The sequence below is a fragment of the Paenibacillus sp. FSL P2-0121 genome (assembly GCF_037975345.1).
Classification (GTDB): Bacteria; Bacillota; Bacilli; order Paenibacillales; family Paenibacillaceae; genus Paenibacillus_AQ; species Paenibacillus_AQ odorifer.
Window position 1 is genome coordinate 6,630,470 of sequence record NZ_CP150245.1, and the last position, 22,433, is coordinate 6,652,902.

The window sequence follows — 22,433 nt, forward strand, 5'->3', positions numbered from 1 at the left end:
GAGGAGCCTAATACGCTCCTCTAGATCAGTAACATCTTCATAGTATTATAATTCTATGTTGTTGGTAGTTTAGCTAACAGTGATGGCGGTTTTGGAACTTCTACTATAGGATGTAATGCCGGCTTTCCGGTTGCGCAAATTTTCCATCATCTTATTTTGTGCCAGCAAAATATAGCTGTCTAATCGCTCACTGAGCTCTAGAACAGCACGGTCACTAAGACTGCGTTGCTCTGCAACCTCCAGCAATTCACATCTAAGACTCTCTATAGTTACAAGTAGCTCATCTTCTTTATAATCTTTTCTATGATTATTCTTGGAGGAATTTGGATTTTGTGTCACATCTCTCTCCTTCTCTCTATCAACATCTTCTCCTATCATAAGTCATGATACCAAAAAACATATTTTCAAAAAAAAGAAAAATTGTAGAGCTTCTAACAAAAACGGAATTACTACTTATTCAGAGTCCTCCACAAGTTCGTCAGGGAGCTCATTTGGATACTGTTCTCGCAAAAGTCCCTTTGCAAAAGCAATCCATTCGCGTGCCGCAAAAGATAAATAACGGTCTCTACGCCACGCCATAGCAAGCTGCCACGGAATTACCGGATCCGTCAAAGGCACAACGACCAATCGTGAACGATCCATATCCCGGCAAATGGTTTCTGGCAGCAATGCGATTCCCATTCCGGCAGCCACCATACGGCTAATTAAGTCCCATTGGGAGCTCTCATAGATAACCTTAGGCTGAAATCCCGCCTTCACACATTCCGTAATAATCCGATCATGCAGCGTAAAATCCTCCCGGAACAGCACAAACTCCTCTTCGGCTAGTTCACTTAACGGAACAAGGTCTGCCTCGGCCAATCTATGTCCAACAGGTAAAATAAGATTCAGCTTCTCTTCAACAAAGGTGAAGCAATGAAGTTTGGCTGTATTTACAGGCAGCACAACCATTCCGATATCCAACAAGCCCGTTTCTACATCTTCCTCCACTTTTTTCGCGCCATCCTCATGCAGACGAATAGTAACCTGCGGATAACGTTTATGAAATTGACCAATCACCGAAGGAAAAAAGCTCGCTCCTACCATTGGAGGCAGACCGATGCGGATGTGGCCCTGCTCCAAATTTCGTAAGCTATCCAGCTCAGAAGACAAGCTGGCGAACGACTCCACGATATTTTGCGCTTTGTTGAACAGAATTTCCCCCGCATCTGTAAGCCGGACACTTTTCCCTTCACGGTAAAACAAATCAGCCTCCAGCTCGATCTCCATATTCCGGATCATTTTACTGATCGTAGGTTGTGAAATATATAAGGATTCGGCAGCCCGAGTAAAGCTTTTCATTCGTGCTGCTTGGACGAAATATTCTAATTGTCGGATATCCATTTTCCAACCTCCGATCCATAGACAAAAGGAATGTCATTTATTCAATCTATTCATTTTACCTATGAAAACAATTGATGTAAACTTTCATTATCATGAAAGGAGCGAAGCCTTATGAAAAAGATTGTTATAGGCTTGCTACAGGTAGCGGGACTCACCCTATTCTCATTACTAATCAATGCTGTAACCCCATTTTTGCATATCCCTATTCCCGGAAGCATACTCGGAATGATTATATTGTTTCTTCTGCTTGAGTTTGGTGTCATTCATCTGAATTGGGTTGAAGTTGGTGCTTCTTGGCTACTGGCTGAGCTCTTGCTGTTCTTTATTCCATCTGCTATCGGCGTAATGAAATACGCCAATATTCTGGAAACTGATGGTTTACGAATCCTCGCGGTGGTCATTTTGGGTACGATTGTTGTAATGGCCAGTTCCGGATTACTTACCAGTAGAATTTACAAAGCAAAGGAGCGGAAAGGATCATGTTAAACGCTCTATTATTCTTCGGTCTTACGGTTGCTGTATATCTACTGGCGAAACGCATTTATGCTTCTAGTGGCAAAGTGTACACCTCTCCATTGATCATTACACCCGTGCTTATGATTATCTTCTTACTCATCACAGGCATTACTTATGATTCTTACAATGCGGGAGGCAAATGGCTGACGGATTTGCTGCAACCGGCAACTATGGCCTTTGCAATCCCTTTGCATAAAAACTTCAAGGTGCTCAAAAAGCACGCCGCCGAAATTGCGGCAGGCGTGCTGTCAGGGACGATAACAGCGGTGATCTCTTCCATTCTGCTCGCCAAATGGCTGCATGTCAGCGGCGATCTGGCAGCCAGTCTGGTTCCACGTTCGGTGACTACACCGATCGCTATGAGCATCTCGCAAAGTATCGGCGGTGTACCGAGTATTACTGCAGTCTTCGTCATCATTACCGGGATACTCGGTACAATGATGGGCCCTACAGTACTCCGCATCTTCCGCATTGACAATGAAATCGCGCGTGGTGTATCGCTGGGAACCGCTGCGCATGGTACAGGAACATCCAAGGCCTTCGAGCTTAGTTCACTGACCGGAACCATCTCCAGTATTGCGATGATTCTGTCCGCGCTGTTATCCATAGGTGTGGCGCCAGCTTTACTCGCAATATTCCTCCACTAGGCTAACCCAGCTTGAGCCAAGGACACGTCTCTTTAGCACATCTAAGGCGGCATGTCCTTTTTTTAAGAATCCAAACTTAGAATTTAACCGGAAGTCCACTTTGTGCGGACTCGTAAGCCGCACAAGTTACTTTAAGCGTCTTGAATCCATCCTCATAGTCACTGAGAATACGCGAACGATCTCCTGTCCGTACAGCATACAGAAAAGCTTCACTTTCCACTAAATATGGATTTCCTGTGTTTTCAAATTCGGTGCTATTGCCACTTCGCACTTCCAAGAGACGATCCGGGTTCCAGTCCAGCAATCCCCGATCATTATAGAAACTAAGACCTACACTTCCTACCGGATCAGGCAGCACACATGTATTTGAAATATTAGCTATGATTCCATTCTCAAGCTTCAGAGATACGGTACCTACATCGGCTACACTCACACCTTCATGCTGCTCATGCATAATTCGATTTCCGAACATGCCGTATACTTCTTTTACCTCTCCTGCCAGATAACGCACCAAATCGACGATATGAGTGGTCTGCTCGGTGAACTGTCCTCCGGATTGCTCCTGATCACGCCACCAAGCTACGCCCGGCATGCCGCCCATCCACTGGCCCATGACCATACCGATCTTGTCACCACGTAGTGTTTCCTTGAGCCTATTAACATTCTCTTGATAGCGGAAATGGTAGCCTACCGAGGTCAATAAATTATGTTCTTTAATATCTTGCAGCAAGCTGGCAGGAATTTCAGTAGTCATACTAAGCGGCTTCTCTATAAAAAAAGGAATATCCCTCTTGATTAATGAACGTTCAATCGCACCATGAGATTGTGGAGGCACACAGATATAAACAGCATCAAGCTTCTCCGCATCCAACATCTCTGTAATATCACCATATCCAGCAGCTCCATATGGACGTGCCATATCTTCGCCTTTGGCTTTACTGCTTCCACAGACTGCCTGCAACTGGACATCAGCCATCCCCGCCAGCAAATCAGCATGTACCTTAGAGAACCAACCTGTACCCACAATACCCACTTTTATTGTCATATTATTTCCTCCTGCCGATTGATTATGAATACCCTTTCGTAGATTATAACCTCTTATGAGCGTATAAGATAATCTCTCCATTCTTCGGGAAGCAAATGCATATATGGACTCTGCAAAAAACGGTCATCCGCCAACACGATAATGCCCGTATCCGTCTCGCTGCGAATCAACCTGCCTCCGGCTTGGAGTACCTTACACATTCCCGGATAGACATAGGCATAATCAAAGCCATTTTTTCCTCTGGCATTAAAATATTGACGCAGCAGATTGCGTTCAAGACCAAGCTGTGGCAGGCCAACGCCAACAACCATAACCCCATTGAGGCGATCCCCTGGCAGATCCACACCTTCTGAAAAAATCCCTCCAAGTACAGCAAATCCCAATAACGTCTCGTCATTATCTGGACTAAATGCGGCTAAAAAACTTTCTCTAGCTTGCTCGCTCATGCCAGTATCCTGCATCAATGTCCGGATTTCAGGGTAATACTCCGTAAAGGCCTGATATACGTTTTGCAAATAGAGGTACGAAGGAAAAAACACCAGATAGTTGCCCTTTTTAGAGACCATTTGGCTCAGTGCTTTAGTCAACGGAACTAGGGAGGCTTCCCGGTCATGATAACGTGTGGAGACAGGTAAGACGGTAACTTCCCACTGCTCTTTCTGAAAAGGGGAAGACACGGTTAAACTGTAATCTTCCTCCGCTGCACCAATCATATCCCGGTAGTAAGATAATGGAGAAAGTGTAGCTGAGAACAGGATCTGGCTGCGAAAGCTCTTGGACATCTGCCGTAGCAGATGCGAGGGATCCAAATTGAATAGCTTGAGATAGACATCCCCTCTACGAACCTCCGCATAGGTAATGTAGCGTTCATCATAGGTCTTAAAGGTGCGGAGCATGCCCTGAACTGCAAAATAGGTATCCAAGAGGACATTTTCCCCTTCTCCTTCCCCATTCAGTGAGACAATACTGGAGCTCGGGTGAATAAGCTCCTGTTCCGCCTCCAAAGAAAATATCTCAAGCAAAGCCGGCAGCTCCTCCGGGAACGAGTCCCACTGCCCTTGCCCCTCTTCATTGCAAATTTTGCGAAGGGAGATGAAAAAAGCATTCACCGATTTAGCGGCTGTACTCAAATTCCGGTTCATTTCTTTATATTGGCGCTGGATTTCCAGGAAAGGGGCTTTCAGCAAAGAGGCGGAGAACATCTCCCGTCCCCGGTCTACCAGATTATGTGCTTCATCTACTAGAAGTACCGTTTCTCTCTTTCTTTCCTCTGTTAGCCGTTTCAGACTGATGCGAGGATCATATATATAATTGTAATCGCAGATCACAGCATCACAGGCATAGGCTGCATCCAACGAGAACTCAAATGGGCACACTTTGTGTTTGTGAGCATACAGTGCAAGGGTGTCTCTGCTCATCAGCGTCTCATGCTCTAACAGATCCATTAATGCCTCGTTGATCCGGTCATAATAACCATCCGTATAAGGACAGGAATCCTTACCACATATCCCCTCTTCGCGAAAACAAGCCTTCTCTTTAGCGGTAAGTGTGATGACATGCAGCTGAAGACCCTGCGTTAGCAACAGCGAGATGGCTTCCTGCGCGGCAAAACGGGTAACCGTCTTTGCCGTTAAATAGAACAATCCTTTAGCTTGTCCTTCGCCCATCGCTTTAAGGACAGGGAACAACGTCGACATTGTTTTCCCGATACCTGTGGGGGCTTGAGCGAACAGACTGACCTTTTCCACGACGGACTTGTATACAGCTCCTGCAAAATGACGTTGTCCCTTTCGATAAGAGGAGAACGGAAAGCTCAACTCCCGAAGACTCTGCTCCTTCTTAGCATCATGACGAACCATCATCTCAGCGTATGGAGCATATCTAGCCACTGTGTCATTCACAAATGAAATCAGTTCTTCAAAAGACAACGTTCGGTACAAGCTTTTTTGCTCATCAGTAGCCCGGTGGACATAGGTAAGCTTAACCTGAATAGAAGAAAGCTCTTGCTCCAGAGCCACCATATATGCGTACATCAGCGCCTGTGCCCAATGAACCTCATGTCCTTCATCCAGTAAATCCAGCAGTCCGGAGGTTGATTTGATTTCTTCGACCGTAAAGCTCCCATCCTCCGAGACAAGCAATCCATCACAACGCCCATCTACAACATAAAGCAGGTTTCCATAAGGAATCTCCGTTTTCAAATAAACCTCCTTGCGGTCACCTTCCTTATATTGCTTTTGGATCTTCTGATGAATTCTTGTGCCTTCGACCATAGCGCCCGTTCCATGAAAGCCAGGTTCAATGCTTCCGCTGCGAAAAACATATTCAACGAGAGTTCTAACTGATAAAGCTACTGTAGAGCTCATCCAGCATCACCTCCTTTTATTATCCATATATCCTTTTTGTTCCCAATTGCCATTTTAGTCCTGAATTCGTTGTATAACCCTGCATGAGAGCAGGAGCGTCAGCTTCAACCCTTTGTGTTCAACTTTACGCGCTCCACTAAGCTTATACTTAGGTTCTCGATTTTTGACATTCTATAGCTAGCCCTGCATAATAAATTTTATTACTATGGAATTATTTTGTCTGGGCGCTGTTTCTTCCTAGCCGGGAAATGGCGTTTTATCATGTAGAAAGAAGGCGAAGCTGTGTCATCCTTTAACTTTAAACAGTGGATCGTTAAACCTTTTGTGTTTTTCACAATAATTTTTATTCTAAAAGCTTTCTTGGCATGGGGCGTAATCTTTGACGATATATTGCCCTGGAAATCATTATTAACTGAAATCCCCTTTGCTTGGGCGCTCTTCTGTATCATTGAACGTTTTGGTTCCAAGCGCAAGCTCGGATATTACATGACCGTAAATTTATTAGTGACAGCCATTTTCTTCGCAGCCATTATGTATTTTAAATATTACGGTGTTATTGTGACTTACCATGCAGCGGAGCAGGTGAATCAAGTCACCGCCGTCAGCAACAGCGTATTCTCACTAATGGATCCATACTACCTGCTGATTTTTACAGACATCATTATTCTTGGCGTCTATTTCTTCTTTAATAAAAAAGGCCGGGTCTATAAGAAAGAGAATATCAACCACCGCCGTGGCGGAAAACTTAAGTATAGTGTTCTGTTTGCAGTCTCACTTGCTTTATGTTTGTTCAACATCTTGCCTAATAAGGCCAGTATGAACGAAATTAAGAAAGCTCAAGAAATGGGAATTCTTAATTATGAAGCTTATACGATCTTCGCTAAAGAAGAGCCTGAGCTAGTCGATTCAAGTGACATTACACAGGATGCCATCAACAAATTGAAGGGGATTAATACTGCGGCTAGTTCTCCACTTCAAGGCATCGCTAAAGGCAAGAACCTTATTATTCTTCAAATGGAATCTTTCCAGAATTTCTTGCTGGGACTTAAATTAGACGGTCAAGAAATTACACCGAACCTGAACAAGGTAATGAAGGACAGTCTTTACTTCCCTAATTTCTATCAAATGGTTGGCCAAGGGAATACGTCGGATGCAGAGTTCGTAGTTAACACTTCCTTCTACATCCCTCCACGTGGAGCGGCAACGATGTCTTATGTGGATAAGGTACTTCCAAGTCTGCCACGCGTGCTTAAAGAAAATGGATATCAGACAGCAACCTTCCACACCAATGTCGTAGAATTCTGGAACCGCGGCGAGCTGTATGACTCCCTCGGCTTCGATCATTATTATGACCGCAAATTTTTTGGTGAAGATGATGTCTTCTTCTTTGGAGCTTCTGATGATACGCTCTACAGTAAGACAGCCGATAAACTAAAAGAAATGGACCAACAGGAGCAGCCTTTTTACGCTCAAGTCATTTCAATGTCAGCGCATCACCCTTTTACTATTCCGGAAGAAAAATACCGCATGAAGCTGCCGGAGCGTTATGAAGGTACTTTTGTTGGTGACTATATCCGTTCCCAGAACTATGCGGATGATGCTTTTGGACATTTTGTAGAAGAGCTAAAAGCAAATGGTGTCTGGGACAATAGTGTAATCATGATTTATGGAGATCATATGGGATTGCCGATTTATTCCCTCGATCATGATGATAAAGAATTGATGACTGAAATCTATGGTCATGAATACAGTTATGCGGATATGATGAACATCCCTCTGCTTATTCATGCAGGTGCTGGCGTAGCATCGCAGACCATTGACGAAGTAGGCGGGGAAGTAGATATCATGCCAACCGCAGCCAGTCTGCTTGGGATTTCATTAGAGAATAACGTATATTTTGGTCAAGATCTACTCAGTCAGACTTATAATTTGCTGCCAGAACGATATTATTTACCTTCTGGTTCATTCATTGCCAGCTCAGGATTGCTTATTCCTGGTAACAGCTTTGAAGACAACACTCAGTACTCTATTTATAACAATGGAACAACGCCGAGTGCCACTGAAGACGAATATAACCGTGCCTTGAGGCTTTTACAGCTTTCCCACAGCTATATCACTCAGTTGCCTGACAAACAACCTAAACAATAAATTACAGGGCGTAGGCAGCCAACGAACAAAAACAGCAGAGCAGCGATTCTCCAATAAGGAGAACCGCTGCTCTGCTGTTTTTATAAAGATATCCATTCCGAAGCTTAGCTGACTAACGCTCCTGGTCCTCGATCATACGGTAATACTCTGCAAAGTTGCGTAGTTCTTCGGGCTTTAGTATGGATAAATGCTCCGCCAGCAGTTCTTTGGACCGGAAATGTCCTTCTTCGAGCACCTGCTGACCTTTTTCGGTGATCGTCACTACAACCGCTCTCCGATCCTTCCCATCCGGCTCACGTTTGATATAACCCAGCACCTCCAAACGGTCCAGCATCACCGTCACCGCACTGGATTTGACCTCCATACATTCTGCCAGCTGTACCACCCGCGACTTCTTTTCTTTCGCTATCATATTTAACAGACCCATCTGTGGCACCGTAAGTCCGAGTTCTTTGTGCAAAGACATTTGAGACATAATCTTACGCTGTACTCTCCACATGGATAGTCCTAGACGATCTATTAACGGATCTATTTGATGTGGCATATTTGTTCAACCCCAATCCGTTTTTAATAACTCAAGCGTACCATTAGAACTGGTTATGATTCAATGGTTTTGTCTACTAAACCATTGAAAGCATGATGGAAAGCGCAAACTTCCACCATTCTCCAATTTCCGACACAGAAATACTATATTCCATGTAAGGTTATAAGCATATCAATACGATATAATCGTAGAGGTGAGAGCTATTATCACTGAGAACATAATTTGTCAAGGTTGGTGCGAAGAATGAAATTAGCAACTAAATTAACTTGGATGATGTTCGTCGTCTTACTTCTTGTAGGATCATCCATCGGGTTTTTCGGATACCGTACAGCTTATAAGCAAGTAGACGAAGCCGCAGGTATCGAATTGGTAGGATGCGCTAATATTACAACCGGCCTGATTGACCCAGCAGACATTTCCGCATTGTTGGCAGGCGATCAAAGTAAACTGGAGGCTGTAGAGGATCGAATCGGTTGGATTGTAGCACATAAAGCTATTTTTAAAGAGGCATTCATCTTATCCTTAGACGGAAAAGTACTTGCCGCAGATTCAAGCTTCCAGGCTAGAGGTTATAAAGCAGGCGATACTTTTTATTTCCCAGCTGAAGTTAAGCAACATATCACTGAGTCCAAGCATTCCTCCTACTCCAAGGTTTATACATACGAAGGTACCTCACTTAAGACAGGTTACGGCCCCATCTATCAGGATCATGATCCGTCTAAACCTATAGTTGCGCTGATGGCTATTAATTTCGATGGCTCCATAATTCAAGAACGAACTCAAGATATCATTGTTCAGCCTTTTATTATCGGTGCTTCCATTCTGGTTATAGCTATTGTGGCAGCTTATCTGTTAATCCGCCGAATGATTAGTCCGTTAACGAAGCTGTCCAAAGGGGTCAATCTTGTTGCACAGGGCGACCTTACTCATAATCCTATTTTATTCAACAGCAAGGATGAGATTGGTACATTAGCCCGTGATTTCAATGACATGACCCAAAGCCTGCGCTTACTTATTACCGAGGTCAATGAGACCTCCATGCAGGTAGCCTCCTCTTCCGAAGAGCTCTCCGCCAGTGCGCAGGAAACCAACCGGGCCGGTGAGTATAGCGTCAATGTTACGATTGAGCTTGCCGATAGCGCGAATTCGCAGCTGCAGAATATGGAGGGTGAATATAAGTCTGTACAAGACCTGTCTCATTTCATCACAGAGATTGCAGGCAATGCAGATAACGCAATGAATAATGCGGTCAGCAACGCTAATAAAGCGCGTACAGGCCGTGAGGCAATGGATTCCACCACACAGCAGATGAGAGTCGTAAGTGACAGTATTACCGACCTAGCACTCATTATTGAAACCTTGGGTGGTTATTCCAAAGAAATTGAAAATATCGTGGGTACTATTGCCAGCATCGCAGAAGAAACCAATCTCCTGTCCCTGAATGCAGCGATTGAAGCCGCAAGAGCTGGAGAAGAGGGAAGAGGGTTTGCGGTCGTTGCCCATTCCGTACGTAAGCTTGCTGAGCGCTCAGCCCATTCCGCTGCGCAAATTGGCCAACTGGTCAACATCATCGTAAACCAGATGGATCAGGCAGGAGAAACTATGAAACGCTCTACAGAAGAGATGGAGCACGGCAGAGAAATGATTGCCACGGCAGGCCAGTCCTTCTCGGAGATTGAAATGTCTGTCTCGGGAATGGCCTCACAAAGCCAGCAGATCTCAGGAACGGTTCGCCAGCTTTCGCTGATCTCCGACCGTCTCGTTACAACCCTTCAGAATATCGTAAATGTCGCTAATCAGACGGCCAGCAGTGCAGAGACATTATCCGCTTCCTCAGAAGAACAGCTTGCCGCAATGGAGGAAGTTGAGTCCGCAGCAGCTTTCCTGTCCTCCCTAGCTGAGAAGCTGCAAATTCTGATTGAACGATTTAAGGTTTCTTAATAGCAAAGGGGCTAGCATCCAAGCAGAGATATTCTGCTTAGACGCTAGCCCCTTATTCTATGTATTGAGATCATCTGCTACGATACTGCTGTATTCGCTATAAACCACTGGCCCAGCTCATGCACCGGCATTGGCCGCCCATAATAATAACCCTGCATCACTCTGCAGCCTAAGGATTGCAGCAGCTCAATCTGCTCTGGCGTCTCCACACCTTCCGCCACGACCTCCATATTAAGATTGGTGGCAATCGCAATGATATTACTGATAATGGCTTTCTTGGAATGCATCTTGCTCTTACGAATAAACACTTGATCAATCTTGAGTGTGTTAACTGGAATCTCATCTAAATTACCAAGGGATGAAAAGCCTGTCCCAAAGTCATCCAGTGATACCCTTACCCCAAGTGCCCGAAGTCTGGAGAGCTGCGCAACCGTCTCTTCCATGTTATTCATCGCAATGGACTCTGTAATCTCCAGTTCAAGGAAATGCGGCTCTAGACCTGAACGTGTGAGTGCTTCTTCTACAACATCGTATAAGCCCCCGCCCTCAAACATCCGTGCTGACATATTAATAGAGACTGCGACATTTGCTATCTCTTCCTTATGCCAAAGCATGTTCTGGCTGCATACATCATGCAGCATCCAATAGGTAATCGGGACAATCAGTCCCGTTTCCTCTGCAATGGGAATGAATTCAGCCGGGGAGATTATCCCATGTTCAGGGTGCCGCCAACGCAGCAGTGCTTCAAGACCCACGGTAACGTTCATATACGAATCCCATTTTGGCTGGTACACAACCATAAACTCGGAGCGTGCCAGCGCTTTACGAAGATCCTTCTCCAGCGACATCCGTCGCAGCTGATGGCGGTTCATCTCCTGATCGAACACACTGAATTTATTCTTACCCGAATCCTTAGAGGTATAAAGAGCTGTATCGGCTGCCTTCATTAACGCTGAGCGGTCAGTTCCATGCATAGGGGTCATACTGATCCCCACGCTTGCAGTAACATATAGCTCATTACCTTGAATGCTGTAGTATTTCTTAAGCTCATATAAAATGTGCTCTGCTTCCTCTTGCGCATCCTCCACAGTACAATCTGGAAGAGCGATCAGGAATTCATCTCCGCCCAAACGAAAGACCTTGCCCTTACTTCCTACAGAGCGTCTTAATCTTATAGCGACCTCTCGCAGTAACAAGTCGCCTATATCATGTCCAAGCGTATCATTAATCGACTTAAACCGATCCAGATCCACAAAAAATACGGCGCCAGATCTACTCCCGAAAAATTCATCTTTAAAATAACGTACCAGGCCATGCCTGTTCGGAAGATCAGTTAGTGGATCATAATAAGCCATCCGTTCCAGCACATGCCGGTCCAGAAATACAGCACCACCAGAAATCGCAAGCATAAATAGCGTTACCAAGGACACTCCCATTAAAAGAATAACATCAGTCTCCATAAAAAAAGTTGTATTGCCTAGTAGACCGTTATATTCAAAATGAGTCGCCCTTACACTCGTATAATGCAATCCAGTCACCGAAAATCCGATAAAGAGAGCAGAGTATAACTTCCAGCGGTTAAAACCCACATAGTCTTTAAACTTGTGAAATAGAAATAATCCGATAAAAGACGAGAGCATAACGAGGATTACAGCACATGTCTGAGTCCATATCTCATAATGAATCTCCGCTGCGATCTTCATGGAGGACATTCCGATATAATGCATAGCCGAAATTCCGCTGCCTAGAAGAACACCACTAACTATTAAACAACTTTTTCTTAAACGTGGCACAAACGTAATCCGGAATGCCGAATAGCAGCACAACACACCAACCAATAACGATAATACAGCCCTGCCTGGATAATAATTCACGCTAAAAGGAAAACGGCTCGCCATAATCCCTACATAATGTATCGACCATATGCCACTGCCGAGTACACATGCCCCCGATATTAACCATAAGCGACGAACTTTCCCAAACGAACGAGGGACTTGCGAGATCAGATTCAGCGCGGAATAAGCTGCAGTCGCCGCTAGCGCAAATGATAGTAAAACAATCCAAACGTTATAGTGGATTCCCATTTTATCCATTAGTTAACCTCTTCACCGGTTTTGAATACCGTAATCGCTGCAGCGTATTTCTCAAGTAAAAAATCAGTACACGAATATCAGATAAATGGAAGAGTGCGTAAAGATTATAGGTTATCCCTGAAAAGCAACTTTAGATGTATTCTACCTTGTATTCAGCCGATTGTCTAAGAAAATACTGGAATTTATACCCTTTTTTTATGTCGGCAAAAAATGTCCATATTTGACGCATTCACTCACCCCGAAAAGTTGGATATGTGACCTGTGGTTGATGGGGTTTTGGGGAAGGTCTTTCGCCATAACCATTGATTCAAAACTACCAGAACTAACAGATAGATGTAAATTCCTCCGGTAAATAAAGTGAAGACATAATGAATACCCGCCATCCCCATCAGCAAAAACATAAGCATGAAGGCGACTCCAGTATAATCCTTTTGTTTGGCTGCCTCATAACGCTCTGAAAAAGGTAAGCTCCGGGGATAAACACGAAAGCAGATGACTGAGAAAATCAGCATGGCGAATAATACCACTACTAAATCAGGTACAATGTGCACACCGAACAACAGAATGAACAATACCGCATCTACAGCAAATAAAGGCAAGACTAGCCGTAGCAGTGCCGCCTTAAGCATCCCACGGTAAATAGGCGTGCTATCGGGTAAAGGAATCAGCCTATAAATCCAAGCTCCTTTATAACTTGTAGAGTAGCGTAACATCTGTATTACAGTCTGCATTAACATCGTGCAGAAATAGATTAACAAGTACACTTTTGAACCTTTAAGGGAACCATCATAACTATTCTGCAATATACCAAATATAAAAATAAACGGGAATGCGATAGAAAAGCCAAGTGCAGGATAGACCTTCAGCTTAAAATCGCGCTCATTCTTCATCATGGACCAAGTAAACCGAAAGAAAATCCCCTCTGCCGGTTCCTTGCATACTCTGCGGGAGAGCCACTCTGCGATCTGGCCCTTGTCTTTTCCACCGGAGCCTTGCTCCGCCAGCTTTTGCAAATTCCGTTCAAACTGCGGCATCAGCTTAATATAGGCTGCGATCAGTACAAGTGGGGTTATCAAAGCCAGCATTGAAAGAATGAAGTAATAGGGTTCTCTAGCTCCACCAAGCAACAGTTCAAACGGAGCCGCGAACCAAACCGGAAAAATAAAGTACTGCCACCAAGCAGGATGATAAGCAGCGCCAAGCTCAGTGAGGTTGAACAACCGGGAGATGAATTGATAGCCCACCATTATTCCGATCGTCAGAAGGATTTGCGTATAATTTATAATATCCTTGAGCTTCTCCCCATCAAAAAACCGCATGATCATCAGGTAGAGCAGTGCAGTTATTACGAGGATAAAACAGTCTAACAAGACAATTGTCACCGCATACATCAGAAAAAAAGCGATCCCCTGCTTAAATAGGCTAAATACCAAAGATGGACCAGTGATCGACAATGTAACTGTCCCTAAGTAGAGGAGAACGTGGATGGTTTTGGCCATATTTAAGGTGGTACGGTTGACGGGTTTGGAAAAAAGAATATTTTTATCACGTAAATCAAGCATTACTGAAGAAAAGTCAGAGATCAGGGTTGTGGAGACAAAAAACATAATGATCCCAAAGGTTAAGCTCATTTGCAGCATATAGTGATCGTTGGATAGCGTTAGCGGAATTAATATTAAACCAAATAGTAAATAAATCCACTGTAATCGCAAGGGTGAACCTTCTTTAGCGTTCTCCTTTTTCTGCATACCTGCAAGCGCTGTAGGCGTTCTTCTTCCGTCCATGGTCAGTTTGATCTGTAAAATACTCCGCATGGTGTCGTAATCGACTCCAAATCTTATAAAGGCACCCCGCAGCTTATCCAACAGCCTCAGCACGAAGAAATTAGTCATAAGAGGATACCTCTTGCTCCTGCATGACCGCAACAAATTCACCAGCGATATCACGGTATTTATCAAATCCGGTTAATTGATTGAAAATATCTTCAAGCGTCCCTTCGCGGCCTTTCTCCTTCAGCTCTGCAAAACTTCCGTCCGCCACAATATCCCCGCCATCAATCAAAATGATCCGGCTGCTGATTTTCTCAACCACATCCATGATATGTGAGGAGTAAAAAATGGTCTTCCCCCTTGCTGCCAGCGATGCAAAAATCTCCTTCACTATCATCACGCTATTAGCATCCAAACCACTCAGCGGTTCATCCAGGAATAAAATATCAGGGTCATGCAGCATGCTGGAGATAAGCAGCACCTTTTGCTTCATCCCTTTTGAGAACGAAGAAATCCGCATATCGTAAGACTTCTCCAAACCTAACAGTGTAGTTAATTTTTTGGCCTTGTAGTCCGCCTCCGCACGACCTAACCCATACAGCTCGCCAACAAAGGTTAGATACTCTCTTGCAGTGAGGCTATCATATAATTCGGCTACCTCCGGCACATAACCTATACGTTTCTTGTAAGAAACATCTCCATCGGCAATATCCTTACCGAAAATCTCCACTTTACCGTTATATCCTTCTACCAGACCGAGCATAATCTTCACCGTTGTACTCTTGCCTGCCCCGTTAGGGCCGATATAACCAATAATTTGTCCTCTATATACCTTAAGATCAATTCCCTTTAGCACCATTCGGTCTGTATAGTTCATCCATAAACCTGAAATCGCTATGACCGGATCGTCAGCTAAACCCATATCTCAGTCCCCTTTCTAGTAACTAATCAATAATGTGAAATATTACTACTTTATGTAATTACAATAATTGTATCATTTAGTAGAATCCTCTTCCATGATTTAGTCTGCTAATCTTATGTCTAGTTAAAAAAAGAGTGGCCATTAGGCCACCCACTAGAGATTTATAGCGAAAGGCAGCGCCACCGATGCCACGAAATGGCTGTTGGCACCCCCTTTATTTGAGCAAACCGGCCTAAGATCAGCGTACGTTTGGTCGGGTAGCATTTATAAGTAAGAGAGCGAGCACGCTATCGGACACAGCTGACCTTATACGCGGCTTTTTCCCACATTTGGAGTGCTAAAGGACCCCATAGTCGCTATCAGCATGAAAAACACCATAAACGCACCTTTTTCAAAGCGATAGCGTCGCTGGAGTCCGAAACTATGCCCCAAAGGCTGGAAAGTGGAAAATAACGTCATCTGGGTCCGAAAGCCGCACCGATAATGAATGAACTGCTGAATCAAGCGGGCAAGAGGGCATGAGGGCAAGCGGACAGGGCAAGGGCAACCAGCCAGCCAGCTAACAAACAAAAAAGCAGAGCAGCGATACTCCAATAAAGGAGGAATCGCTGCTCTGCTGCCTTAGTCAAACCAAGTCGCCGCATTCATAGTTGACGCTACTTATGTGACGTCCGCTATGTCTTAGTGGCTGATTATTTGGATAGCAAATTGTAAATAACCTGTGCTGCTTCTGCTCTTGTAGTGACTTCTTTCGGATTGAGTTTACCGTTCGCTCCGGTCACTACGCCTCTCTCTACCAGCGCTTGAAGGGCTTCTTGTGCATAACCAGCGATCTGTCCAGCATCACTAAAGCCGGCAAGCGTGGCCGCTGTCTTCTCAGATGGCAGTTCACCTAGCGCTACAAGCGAGCGGTACAAGAGTGTAAATAGCTCCTGCCTAGTGATCTGAATATCTGGCTGGAATTGATTATCTCCCGAACCCGTTGCTACCCCAAGACGTTTAGCTGTAGCAAGATAATTCGTATAATACGTATTGCCTGCATCTGCAAAATTATCAGCAGCAATGGCATCCGGTGTGATGTCATAAGCCTTGAGCAACAAGACGATGAACTGCCCTCTAGTGATTGCAGCATTCGGACTGTAATGTTCAGCATCCGTACCAGATGTGATACTGCGTGCTGCTAAGAAACCTACTGCATGGCTATACCATGATGCCTCTGGAACATCTGCAAAGCTCACCTGATTATATCCAATAATATATTGGGAGAAATGTGTGGTTACGAAATCTACAGTTCCCTTGGCGGCATTGTAATTTCCACGTACATTGTCCAAGCTTCCAGTGCTGTTAATGTGATACACAATAACCGCATCTGACCGTTCTCCCGCTTGCAGCACGTACGGTACGCTGACACGAACACTGCCCCCACCGAAGGTGGAAATCGTGCTTTCACCCGCTATAACCGACAAGTCATAAACCGGTCTGTCTCCGAGAACAGCCTTGCCTTCTGCCGTTAATGACACCTTCGCGATTCTAACAATGATGTCTCCGGCATCTGAAGCTGCACTAATGCTCGCCAATGATTTGGCATCAAACGTAATCGTACCCACATTCTCATATTCAATGGTAATCTCCGCCTTCGTTCCGGCGGCTAACTCATTAATTATGCTTCTTGGAAGTGTAAGATCAGCTGTTTGAGTATCCGAAGTAGCTGCAACTTTAATTTCAAGAACAGCCTTCTTCCCATCAGCTTCTGCCTTCTTAGCGAGACTCACAAATTCAGCAGCCGTTTCTTTTGTGATCGTTGCAGTAGTAACTCCTGTGGTTTTATCCGTTTTAGTTGCCGCTGTTGCTGACAGGTTCACGGTATTCCCTGCTGTTGCCGTAGCAACCAGTTGCGGGCTTGCTGATGGTGTTGGTGTAGTCGTGCTCGGTGTAGAATTGCCACCCGATCCACCTGTTCCACCTGTTCCAGGATCTGAAATAGGCACATAGGCCGGAACCACAATGTCAGTCGCTGGACTTGCCTTATAACCTTCTTTGGCTGCGTATCTCACTTGATACGTGCCCGGTATTAATCCTGTGATTTCTTTATCTGGTGCATACACATAATTAGTTACACTCGACAGCTTATATTCTAAGGCTGTCGTGGTTCCCGTAATTCTTCCATCGTTGTTCGCTGCTGAGGTAGGAGCAACTCCCTGTAACCCAGTTGGAGCTGCTTGTTCCGCAGTGAATGCTGGAACGATTACATCTGCTGCTCTACCCGCGTTAAATCCCTCTTTAGCTGCGTATCTTACCTGATAGATACCCGGCACAAGTCCAACGATCTCTACATCTGATGCGTAGACATAATCGGTAACGGTAGACAGCTTATATTCCAGCGCTTTCGTAGTTCCTATAATTTTACCGTCGTCATTAGCTGCACTGGTTGGTGCTACACCTACTAATCCTGTAGGTGCCGCTTGCTCACCATATGCCGGGACTTCAACTGTAGCGTCTTTACCAACGCTGTATCCCTCTTTTGCCGCATATCGCACATTATAGAAGCCCGGAGTAAGACCAGTGATAGCTGCACCTGTTACAGGCTTATAATCAGCTTCTCCAACGCCTTTATACTCCTGTCCTTCCGCTGAACCCGTAATTTGCCCATCATCATTAGCTTCAGAAGTAGGGGCTACGCCTACCAGTCCTATCGGAGCTGCTTGTTGATGGGTGTAAGCAGGAACTTCCACACTTACGTCTTCGCCAGCATTATAAGGAATGATTGTGGGTCCAGCTGCGGAAGTTGGCCCTTGATAGCCCGATGTTGCGGCATATCTTACCTTGTAAACACCAGGTGCAAGCCCTGTGATGGCTGATCCCGAAACTGGGGTGTAAGCCTCGTCTCCAGCAAGCTTAAATTCCAATGCTGAACTGGTGCCTACAATTTGCCCATCCTTATTGTCGGCCGCAGTTGGTGCTACACCCGTAAGTCCTGCCGGCACAGCTTCGAGTCTGGAGAATATTTTATCCAGCGCTGTTGTAGTGTTATTGTATCTGGCTCCGATTGGGTAATTAGCCTGCACGTAATCCGGTTGGATATTCGTCCAGCTGTACATAAGTTCAACATGCCCTAGAATCGGTGTGTTTTTGCCTCCTGCATCCTTGTTGTCCTTGTTATAAGTGAACAGATATGGAACCTGAAGTCTGTCTCCGCTCACAGTGTTTCCAAGTCCGTCTACATAACTAATTACAGTTGGTTTAGCAGCTGTATTGTTTTCGGTCTTGATATTGGTCAGATAAGTACGAACCAGATCAACATAAAGCTGCGCATACGGATGATTGGTGGTTCTAATCTGAAGCTCATTATTATTATGCGGATTCGCACTGCCCTTAGTGCCGCTGTTGTTATTAGGCTCAGCAACGGTCACACCAGCATCCAGCTTAGTGTCGAAGAAGTAGATCTTATGGATATTATGTTTTTTGGCATATTCGTTGATATATTTAATCACCGCTTGCGTGTTAGGGCACCACGAGCCGCCTAACAAAATCGCATAGTTTCCCTCACTCGCTAAAATTTGCTTCAGCTGATGATAGGTCACATGTTCATAAACAAGCGTGCCATCCGCTTCGTTGAAGATCGTAGGTTTGCCCTCATTTTCCCCTTCATAGTTCTTATTAAATGCCGCCTTGATATAAGCCGACTCGTCGATAGTGTCATATCGGGTAGCGGCACCCAGCACCTCACTTACCGATGTTTTATACGCATTAACCTTCGCCGCATCAAGTGTTCCGTTCGTCAGGAACTCATTCCACGAATAGCTCTTATCCAGGTAGGATACGACAGGAGCACTATTTCCCTGTGCATCCTTGTGATCCTTGTTGTATACCAATAAGAATGGAGACTCGAGCTTGTTAGCAGTCACAACTTCCCCGTTTTTATTGGTATAGCTGACATTGCGTTCTGGATCATCTTTGGAAGACAGATTTAAATTCTTCAAATACTTGTTGACCAGATCAACATATTTATAGGCAAATTTATTATTGCTGTCTGCAATCTGAAGGGTGTCCCCGTCCAGCTTAGTATCAAAGTTATAAATCGTAGAGATGCCATATTCCTTAGCTGCCTCGTTGATAAAGCCGATATCAGCCTGTGTATTCTCGCTCCAAGCACCGCCAACCAGAACAGCGTATGTGCCTTCACTCTCAAAAAGATGAACGATATCTTCATACGTCGCTGTTTTAAATACATGGTTAGCATCATTTAGACGGTCATAGACATGACTGAAATAGTCAAACTGGTTAACGCCGCCTTGTGAAGAGGTTATCGCCTCTGCGGTATCCGGATTAGCATAAGCTCTTCCTGCCTGAGTAGGCAGGATTAGCAGGGAGGCTGCCAGCAGCAGCGTTACAATTTTTTTGAAGGTTAATGGTCGTATCATTATGTGCACCTCGCCTTAAATAGGTTTATGGGAAGAATGGGCTGAAAGGAATCCTGAATGAGCCTGCTGCTCATCAAGGACAAACCTCTTCCTCAGCGGCTGGTGCCGGTGCGGGTGCCTGAACCGTTTCCGCTGGAGCAGGAGCTGGTGCGCTGACCGTGGATGCAGGTGCAGAAGACGATGTTTTCGGTTGAGAAGACTCAACTACCGGAGCCGGGGTCGCCTTAACTACCTCTGTGGTAGAGAAGGTTATAGCCTTTTTGGAAGGTGTCTCCGTTGCTTTTGCTACGGGAGCTGCGGTTTCCTTAGGCTGTTCAGATACAACAGGAGCGGTGGTCGGCTGAACGGCTTTAGCGGTTACGTTTGCTTTTGGAGCAGTCGTAGGCGCAGCAGTTGGCGCAGGCGTTGCTGCGCTGGTTTGCGGTTTAACAGATGCAGATACCGTTGTTCCAGCTGTTGCCGTCTTAGCGGTGTCCGCAGCCGGGGATGCAGCTGCTTTAGGCTGAGCTGCAACCGCTTCTGGAGCTGCTGAAGCCACAACCTTCGCCGCAGAATCAACAGCTGCGGCTGGAGCCGCAGTAGCTTCTGCCGTGACTGTCTCAGCTGCTGGAGCCGAAGCTTCCGGCTGGACAGCTTCTGTTACAGGAGCTGCAGTAGCTTCTGCCTGAACAACAACTGCTGCCGCAGAAGTAGCTGCTGGTAAAGCTGCTGCGGTTACTGCTGTATTACTACTCTCTTGAATGGGTGCTGCCTCTGCTGTTTTTTTGTTAGCGGATACCGCGGCATACGTCAATGCGGAGAAGACGATAGCGGCGGCAACCAAAGAGATCGAAAGCTTTTTCATATGTGTACCATCCTTTTCAAATAAAATAAGAAACCCCTTCACTACATTCTTGTACCTTAAATCCGTAACTCTCCCTTCTCTAAAGTAAAAAAAAAGAGACTCAACGGGACGCAATTTACGCGTCTTTCGTTGAATCTCCGGCTGTCCAGTCGATTCCAATTGGCTTGTGATTAAGTTCCATATTATTCATGCCATAGTGCCTTGTCAATCAATTTTTATTTTTCACATGGTTTTTATCGGAATTGATTATTTTTAACATATAATTACATTGACTTTACTATAAATTCTATATAGATTGATCTCAATAGGATTAATCACATTAAAAAACTAGGTTTAAGGGGGTATTGGTAGTGAACATAGATAACAACTTATTATCCGCCATCGAAACGAACTGGTATGGATTTGTCGCCTCCATATTTGTGTTTGCAATTTTGTTTCTACTGGCACGTAAACGAATTGGATTTGGTACCCGGGTACTCATCGGACTTGGCATCGGACTTATTGCCGGTATATTCTTTCAGTACTTCAATTTAGAGACCAAAGCTATTAGCACATTCGGCAGCATTTATGTCAGCTTGATCCGCATGCTCGTCATTCCTTTAGTATTCGTACTCGTATTAAACAGCATTTCTTCCTTAACCAATCTGGAGTATCTACGCAAAATCGGGATCAAAACCTTCGCCTGGTTCCTCGGAACAACGGGCATCGCTTCTATTATCGGCCTATCCGTTGCGCTGCTGTTCAATCCCGGCCAAGGTATACAACAAGATGTACCCGCAGATTTTGCAGCCCGGGAAATCCCGACCTTCTCCCAGGTTATTCTGGATCTTGTTCCCTCTAACCCTGTTAATGAAGCAGCTACGGGTAAGGTTGTGCCTCTACTCATTTTCGCGATCTTCCTAGCAGTGGCTATAATCAAGATTGGCTCCAAGAAACCGGAAGCCGTCAAGCCTGTACGTGATCTTATTGAATCCCTGACACTGATACTGCATCAGGTTGTGAAATTCATTATTCGCCTGACGCCTTATGGCGTATTCGCACTGATTGCCGGAATCACCGCACGTTATGGCTGGGAGACATTGCAGGAACTAGGCAGTGTAATTATAACCTCGTACGTAGCAATGATTATACATTTTGTACTTATCTTTGGCGGATTGGTTCTATTAGTAGCGAAGGTGAATCCAATTCGTTTCTTCCGCAAAGTGTATCCAACCATTACCGTTGCCTTCACAACCAGAAGCAGCTACGCAACCCTACCGGTCAATCTAGAAGTGATTACGAAGCGGCTTCATGTCTCCCCGCGGATCGCGAGCTTTATCGCACCGTTAGGGGCATCTGTGAACTTTAATGCGTGCGGTGGGATTTGGCCAGCTATTGTGGCTGTATTTACCGCCCAAGTATTCGGTATTGATCTGAACTGGACCGACTATATTACACTGGTATTAGTAAGTATTATTTCTTCCATTGGTGTAGCTGGCGTACCTGGACCAGCCGTAATCTCCACCACAGTAGTCTTAACTGCTCTCGGCCTGCCGCTTGAAGGAATCGCTATCGTTGCAGGTGTCGAAGCGCTCATCGATATGGGCCGTACCGCTGTAAACGCAACTGGAACAGCTGTAACAGCTCTGTTAGTAGCTAATTCCGAAGGTGAATTTGACCGCGAAGCGTTTAATAGCAATGATGACGATGATATTCTCTTGAGCACCGTGTAAAAGCTGAAACTGTAAAAACCTCCGGAATCTGCGTAAAGCAGAGCGCCCGGAGGTTTTTTTTGCATAGATTCCTATTGGATTC

At 45.1% G+C, this 22,433-nt stretch carries 15 protein-coding genes; 5 read left to right on the top strand and 10 right to left on the bottom strand.

Annotated features, from left to right (window positions below; all coding sequences use genetic code 11):
• Positions 1-69: 69 nt before the first annotated feature.
• Together MKY54_RS29275 and MKY54_RS29280 are read right to left on the bottom strand one after the other, a co-directional pair.
• A complete protein-coding gene (locus tag MKY54_RS29275) occupies positions 70-378 on the bottom strand; it encodes an aspartyl-phosphate phosphatase Spo0E family protein (protein ID WP_081382514.1) in 309 nt (102 codons plus the stop codon).
• A gap of 75 nt (positions 379-453) precedes the next feature.
• Entirely contained in the window at positions 454-1,383 is a 930-nt protein-coding gene (locus MKY54_RS29280) for a LysR family transcriptional regulator (RefSeq protein ID WP_339188817.1), read from the bottom strand.
• Positions 1,384-1,494: 111 nt separating this feature from the next.
• Between MKY54_RS29280 and MKY54_RS29285 the strand changes: the two genes are divergently transcribed.
• On the top strand, positions 1,495-1,869 hold the full coding sequence (locus MKY54_RS29285; protein ID WP_076123997.1) for a CidA/LrgA family holin-like protein: 375 nt from the start codon (positions 1,495-1,497) through the stop codon (positions 1,867-1,869).
• Positions 1,863-2,546, top strand: coding sequence for a CidB/LrgB family autolysis modulator (locus MKY54_RS29290; RefSeq protein ID WP_076123999.1), 684 nt, complete (start codon positions 1,863-1,865; stop codon positions 2,544-2,546). Before MKY54_RS29285 ends, MKY54_RS29290 begins: the two co-directional genes overlap by 7 nt.
• A gap of 76 nt (positions 2,547-2,622) precedes the next feature.
• On the opposite strand, the gene MKY54_RS29295 is transcribed toward MKY54_RS29290, so the two are convergent.
• Together MKY54_RS29295 and MKY54_RS29300 are read right to left on the bottom strand one after the other, a co-directional pair.
• Positions 2,623-3,591, bottom strand: a complete 969-nt coding sequence (locus tag MKY54_RS29295) for a Gfo/Idh/MocA family oxidoreductase (RefSeq protein WP_076219739.1) — start codon at positions 3,589-3,591, stop codon at positions 2,623-2,625.
• A 53-nt stretch (positions 3,592-3,644) separates the two neighbouring features.
• Complete coding sequence (locus MKY54_RS29300; RefSeq protein ID WP_076182003.1) at positions 3,645-5,957, bottom strand: helicase C-terminal domain-containing protein; 2,313 nt, start codon at positions 5,955-5,957, stop codon at positions 3,645-3,647.
• A gap of 282 nt (positions 5,958-6,239) precedes the next feature.
• Between MKY54_RS29300 and MKY54_RS29305 the strand changes: the two genes are divergently transcribed.
• On the top strand, positions 6,240-8,105 hold the full coding sequence (locus MKY54_RS29305) for an LTA synthase family protein (protein ID WP_076124004.1): 1,866 nt from the start codon (positions 6,240-6,242) through the stop codon (positions 8,103-8,105).
• Positions 8,106-8,217: 112 nt separating this feature from the next.
• On the opposite strand, the gene MKY54_RS29310 is transcribed toward MKY54_RS29305, so the two are convergent.
• Positions 8,218-8,649 carry a MarR family transcriptional regulator gene (locus tag MKY54_RS29310; RefSeq protein WP_081383619.1) on the bottom strand — a complete coding sequence of 144 codons (432 nt, stop codon included), beginning with the start codon at positions 8,647-8,649 and terminating at the stop codon, positions 8,218-8,220.
• 243 nt (positions 8,650-8,892) lie between these two features.
• Here MKY54_RS29310 and MKY54_RS29315 point away from each other — a divergent pair, with 243 nt between their 5' ends.
• Positions 8,893-10,590 carry a methyl-accepting chemotaxis protein gene (locus MKY54_RS29315; protein WP_076278297.1) on the top strand — a complete coding sequence of 566 codons (1,698 nt, stop codon included), beginning with the start codon at positions 8,893-8,895 and terminating at the stop codon, positions 10,588-10,590.
• Positions 10,591-10,667: 77 nt separating this feature from the next.
• Here MKY54_RS29315 and MKY54_RS29320 read toward each other — a convergent pair whose 3' ends face one another.
• The 5 genes from MKY54_RS29320 to MKY54_RS29340 form a co-directional block, all read right to left on the bottom strand.
• Positions 10,668-12,683, bottom strand: a complete 2,016-nt coding sequence (locus MKY54_RS29320) for an EAL domain-containing protein (protein ID WP_038573706.1) — start codon at positions 12,681-12,683, stop codon at positions 10,668-10,670.
• A 233-nt stretch (positions 12,684-12,916) separates the two neighbouring features.
• Positions 12,917-14,575, bottom strand: coding sequence for a hypothetical protein (locus MKY54_RS29325; RefSeq protein ID WP_339188820.1), 1,659 nt, complete (start codon positions 14,573-14,575; stop codon positions 12,917-12,919).
• Positions 14,568-15,374 (bottom strand): ABC transporter ATP-binding protein, encoded by an 807-nt coding sequence (locus tag MKY54_RS29330; protein ID WP_036682032.1) that lies wholly within the window; start codon positions 15,372-15,374, stop codon positions 14,568-14,570. Before MKY54_RS29330 ends, MKY54_RS29325 begins: the two co-directional genes overlap by 8 nt.
• A 692-nt stretch (positions 15,375-16,066) precedes the next feature.
• Positions 16,067-19,795, bottom strand: a complete 3,729-nt coding sequence (locus MKY54_RS29335; RefSeq protein WP_339188822.1) for an S-layer homology domain-containing protein — start codon at positions 19,793-19,795, stop codon at positions 16,067-16,069.
• A 73-nt stretch (positions 19,796-19,868) separates the two neighbouring features.
• Positions 19,869-20,639: a hypothetical protein gene (locus tag MKY54_RS29340; RefSeq protein ID WP_339188824.1), complete on the bottom strand. Its 771-nt coding sequence runs from the start codon at positions 20,637-20,639 to the stop codon at positions 19,869-19,871.
• 356 nt (positions 20,640-20,995) lie between these two features.
• On the opposite strand from MKY54_RS29340, the gene MKY54_RS29345 reads away from it, so the two are divergent.
• On the top strand, positions 20,996-22,351 hold the full coding sequence (locus tag MKY54_RS29345) for a dicarboxylate/amino acid:cation symporter (RefSeq protein ID WP_339191307.1): 1,356 nt from the start codon (positions 20,996-20,998) through the stop codon (positions 22,349-22,351).
• Positions 22,352-22,433 lie beyond the last annotated feature (82 nt).

Bases quoted from the DNA above. Each gene is read 5' to 3' on its own strand.
- MKY54_RS29335 (WP_339188822.1), bottom strand. From the start codon at position 19,795: ATGATACGACCATTAACCTTCAAAAAAATTGTAACGCTGCTGCTGGCA.
- MKY54_RS29320 (WP_038573706.1), bottom strand. From the start codon at position 12,683: ATGGATAAAATGGGAATCCACTATAACGTTTGGATTGTTTTACTATCA.
- MKY54_RS29300 (WP_076182003.1), bottom strand. From the start codon at position 5,957: ATGAGCTCTACAGTAGCTTTATCAGTTAGAACTCTCGTTGAATATGTT.
- MKY54_RS29340 (WP_339188824.1), bottom strand. From the start codon at position 20,639: ATGAAAAAGCTTTCGATCTCTTTGGTTGCCGCCGCTATCGTCTTCTCC.
- MKY54_RS29325 (WP_339188820.1), bottom strand. From the start codon at position 14,575: ATGACTAATTTCTTCGTGCTGAGGCTGTTGGATAAGCTGCGGGGTGCC.
- MKY54_RS29310 (WP_081383619.1), bottom strand. From the start codon at position 8,649: ATGCCACATCAAATAGATCCGTTAATAGATCGTCTAGGACTATCCATG.
- MKY54_RS29295 (WP_076219739.1), bottom strand. From the start codon at position 3,591: ATGACAATAAAAGTGGGTATTGTGGGTACAGGTTGGTTCTCTAAGGTA.
- MKY54_RS29280 (WP_339188817.1), bottom strand. From the start codon at position 1,383: ATGGATATCCGACAATTAGAATATTTCGTCCAAGCAGCACGAATGAAA.
- MKY54_RS29275 (WP_081382514.1), bottom strand. From the start codon at position 378: ATGATAGGAGAAGATGTTGATAGAGAGAAGGAGAGAGATGTGACACAA.
- MKY54_RS29285 (WP_076123997.1), top strand. From the start codon at position 1,495: ATGAAAAAGATTGTTATAGGCTTGCTACAGGTAGCGGGACTCACCCTA.
- MKY54_RS29290 (WP_076123999.1), top strand. From the start codon at position 1,863: ATGTTAAACGCTCTATTATTCTTCGGTCTTACGGTTGCTGTATATCTA.
- MKY54_RS29315 (WP_076278297.1), top strand. From the start codon at position 8,893: ATGAAATTAGCAACTAAATTAACTTGGATGATGTTCGTCGTCTTACTT.
- MKY54_RS29330 (WP_036682032.1), bottom strand. From the start codon at position 15,374: ATGGGTTTAGCTGACGATCCGGTCATAGCGATTTCAGGTTTATGGATG.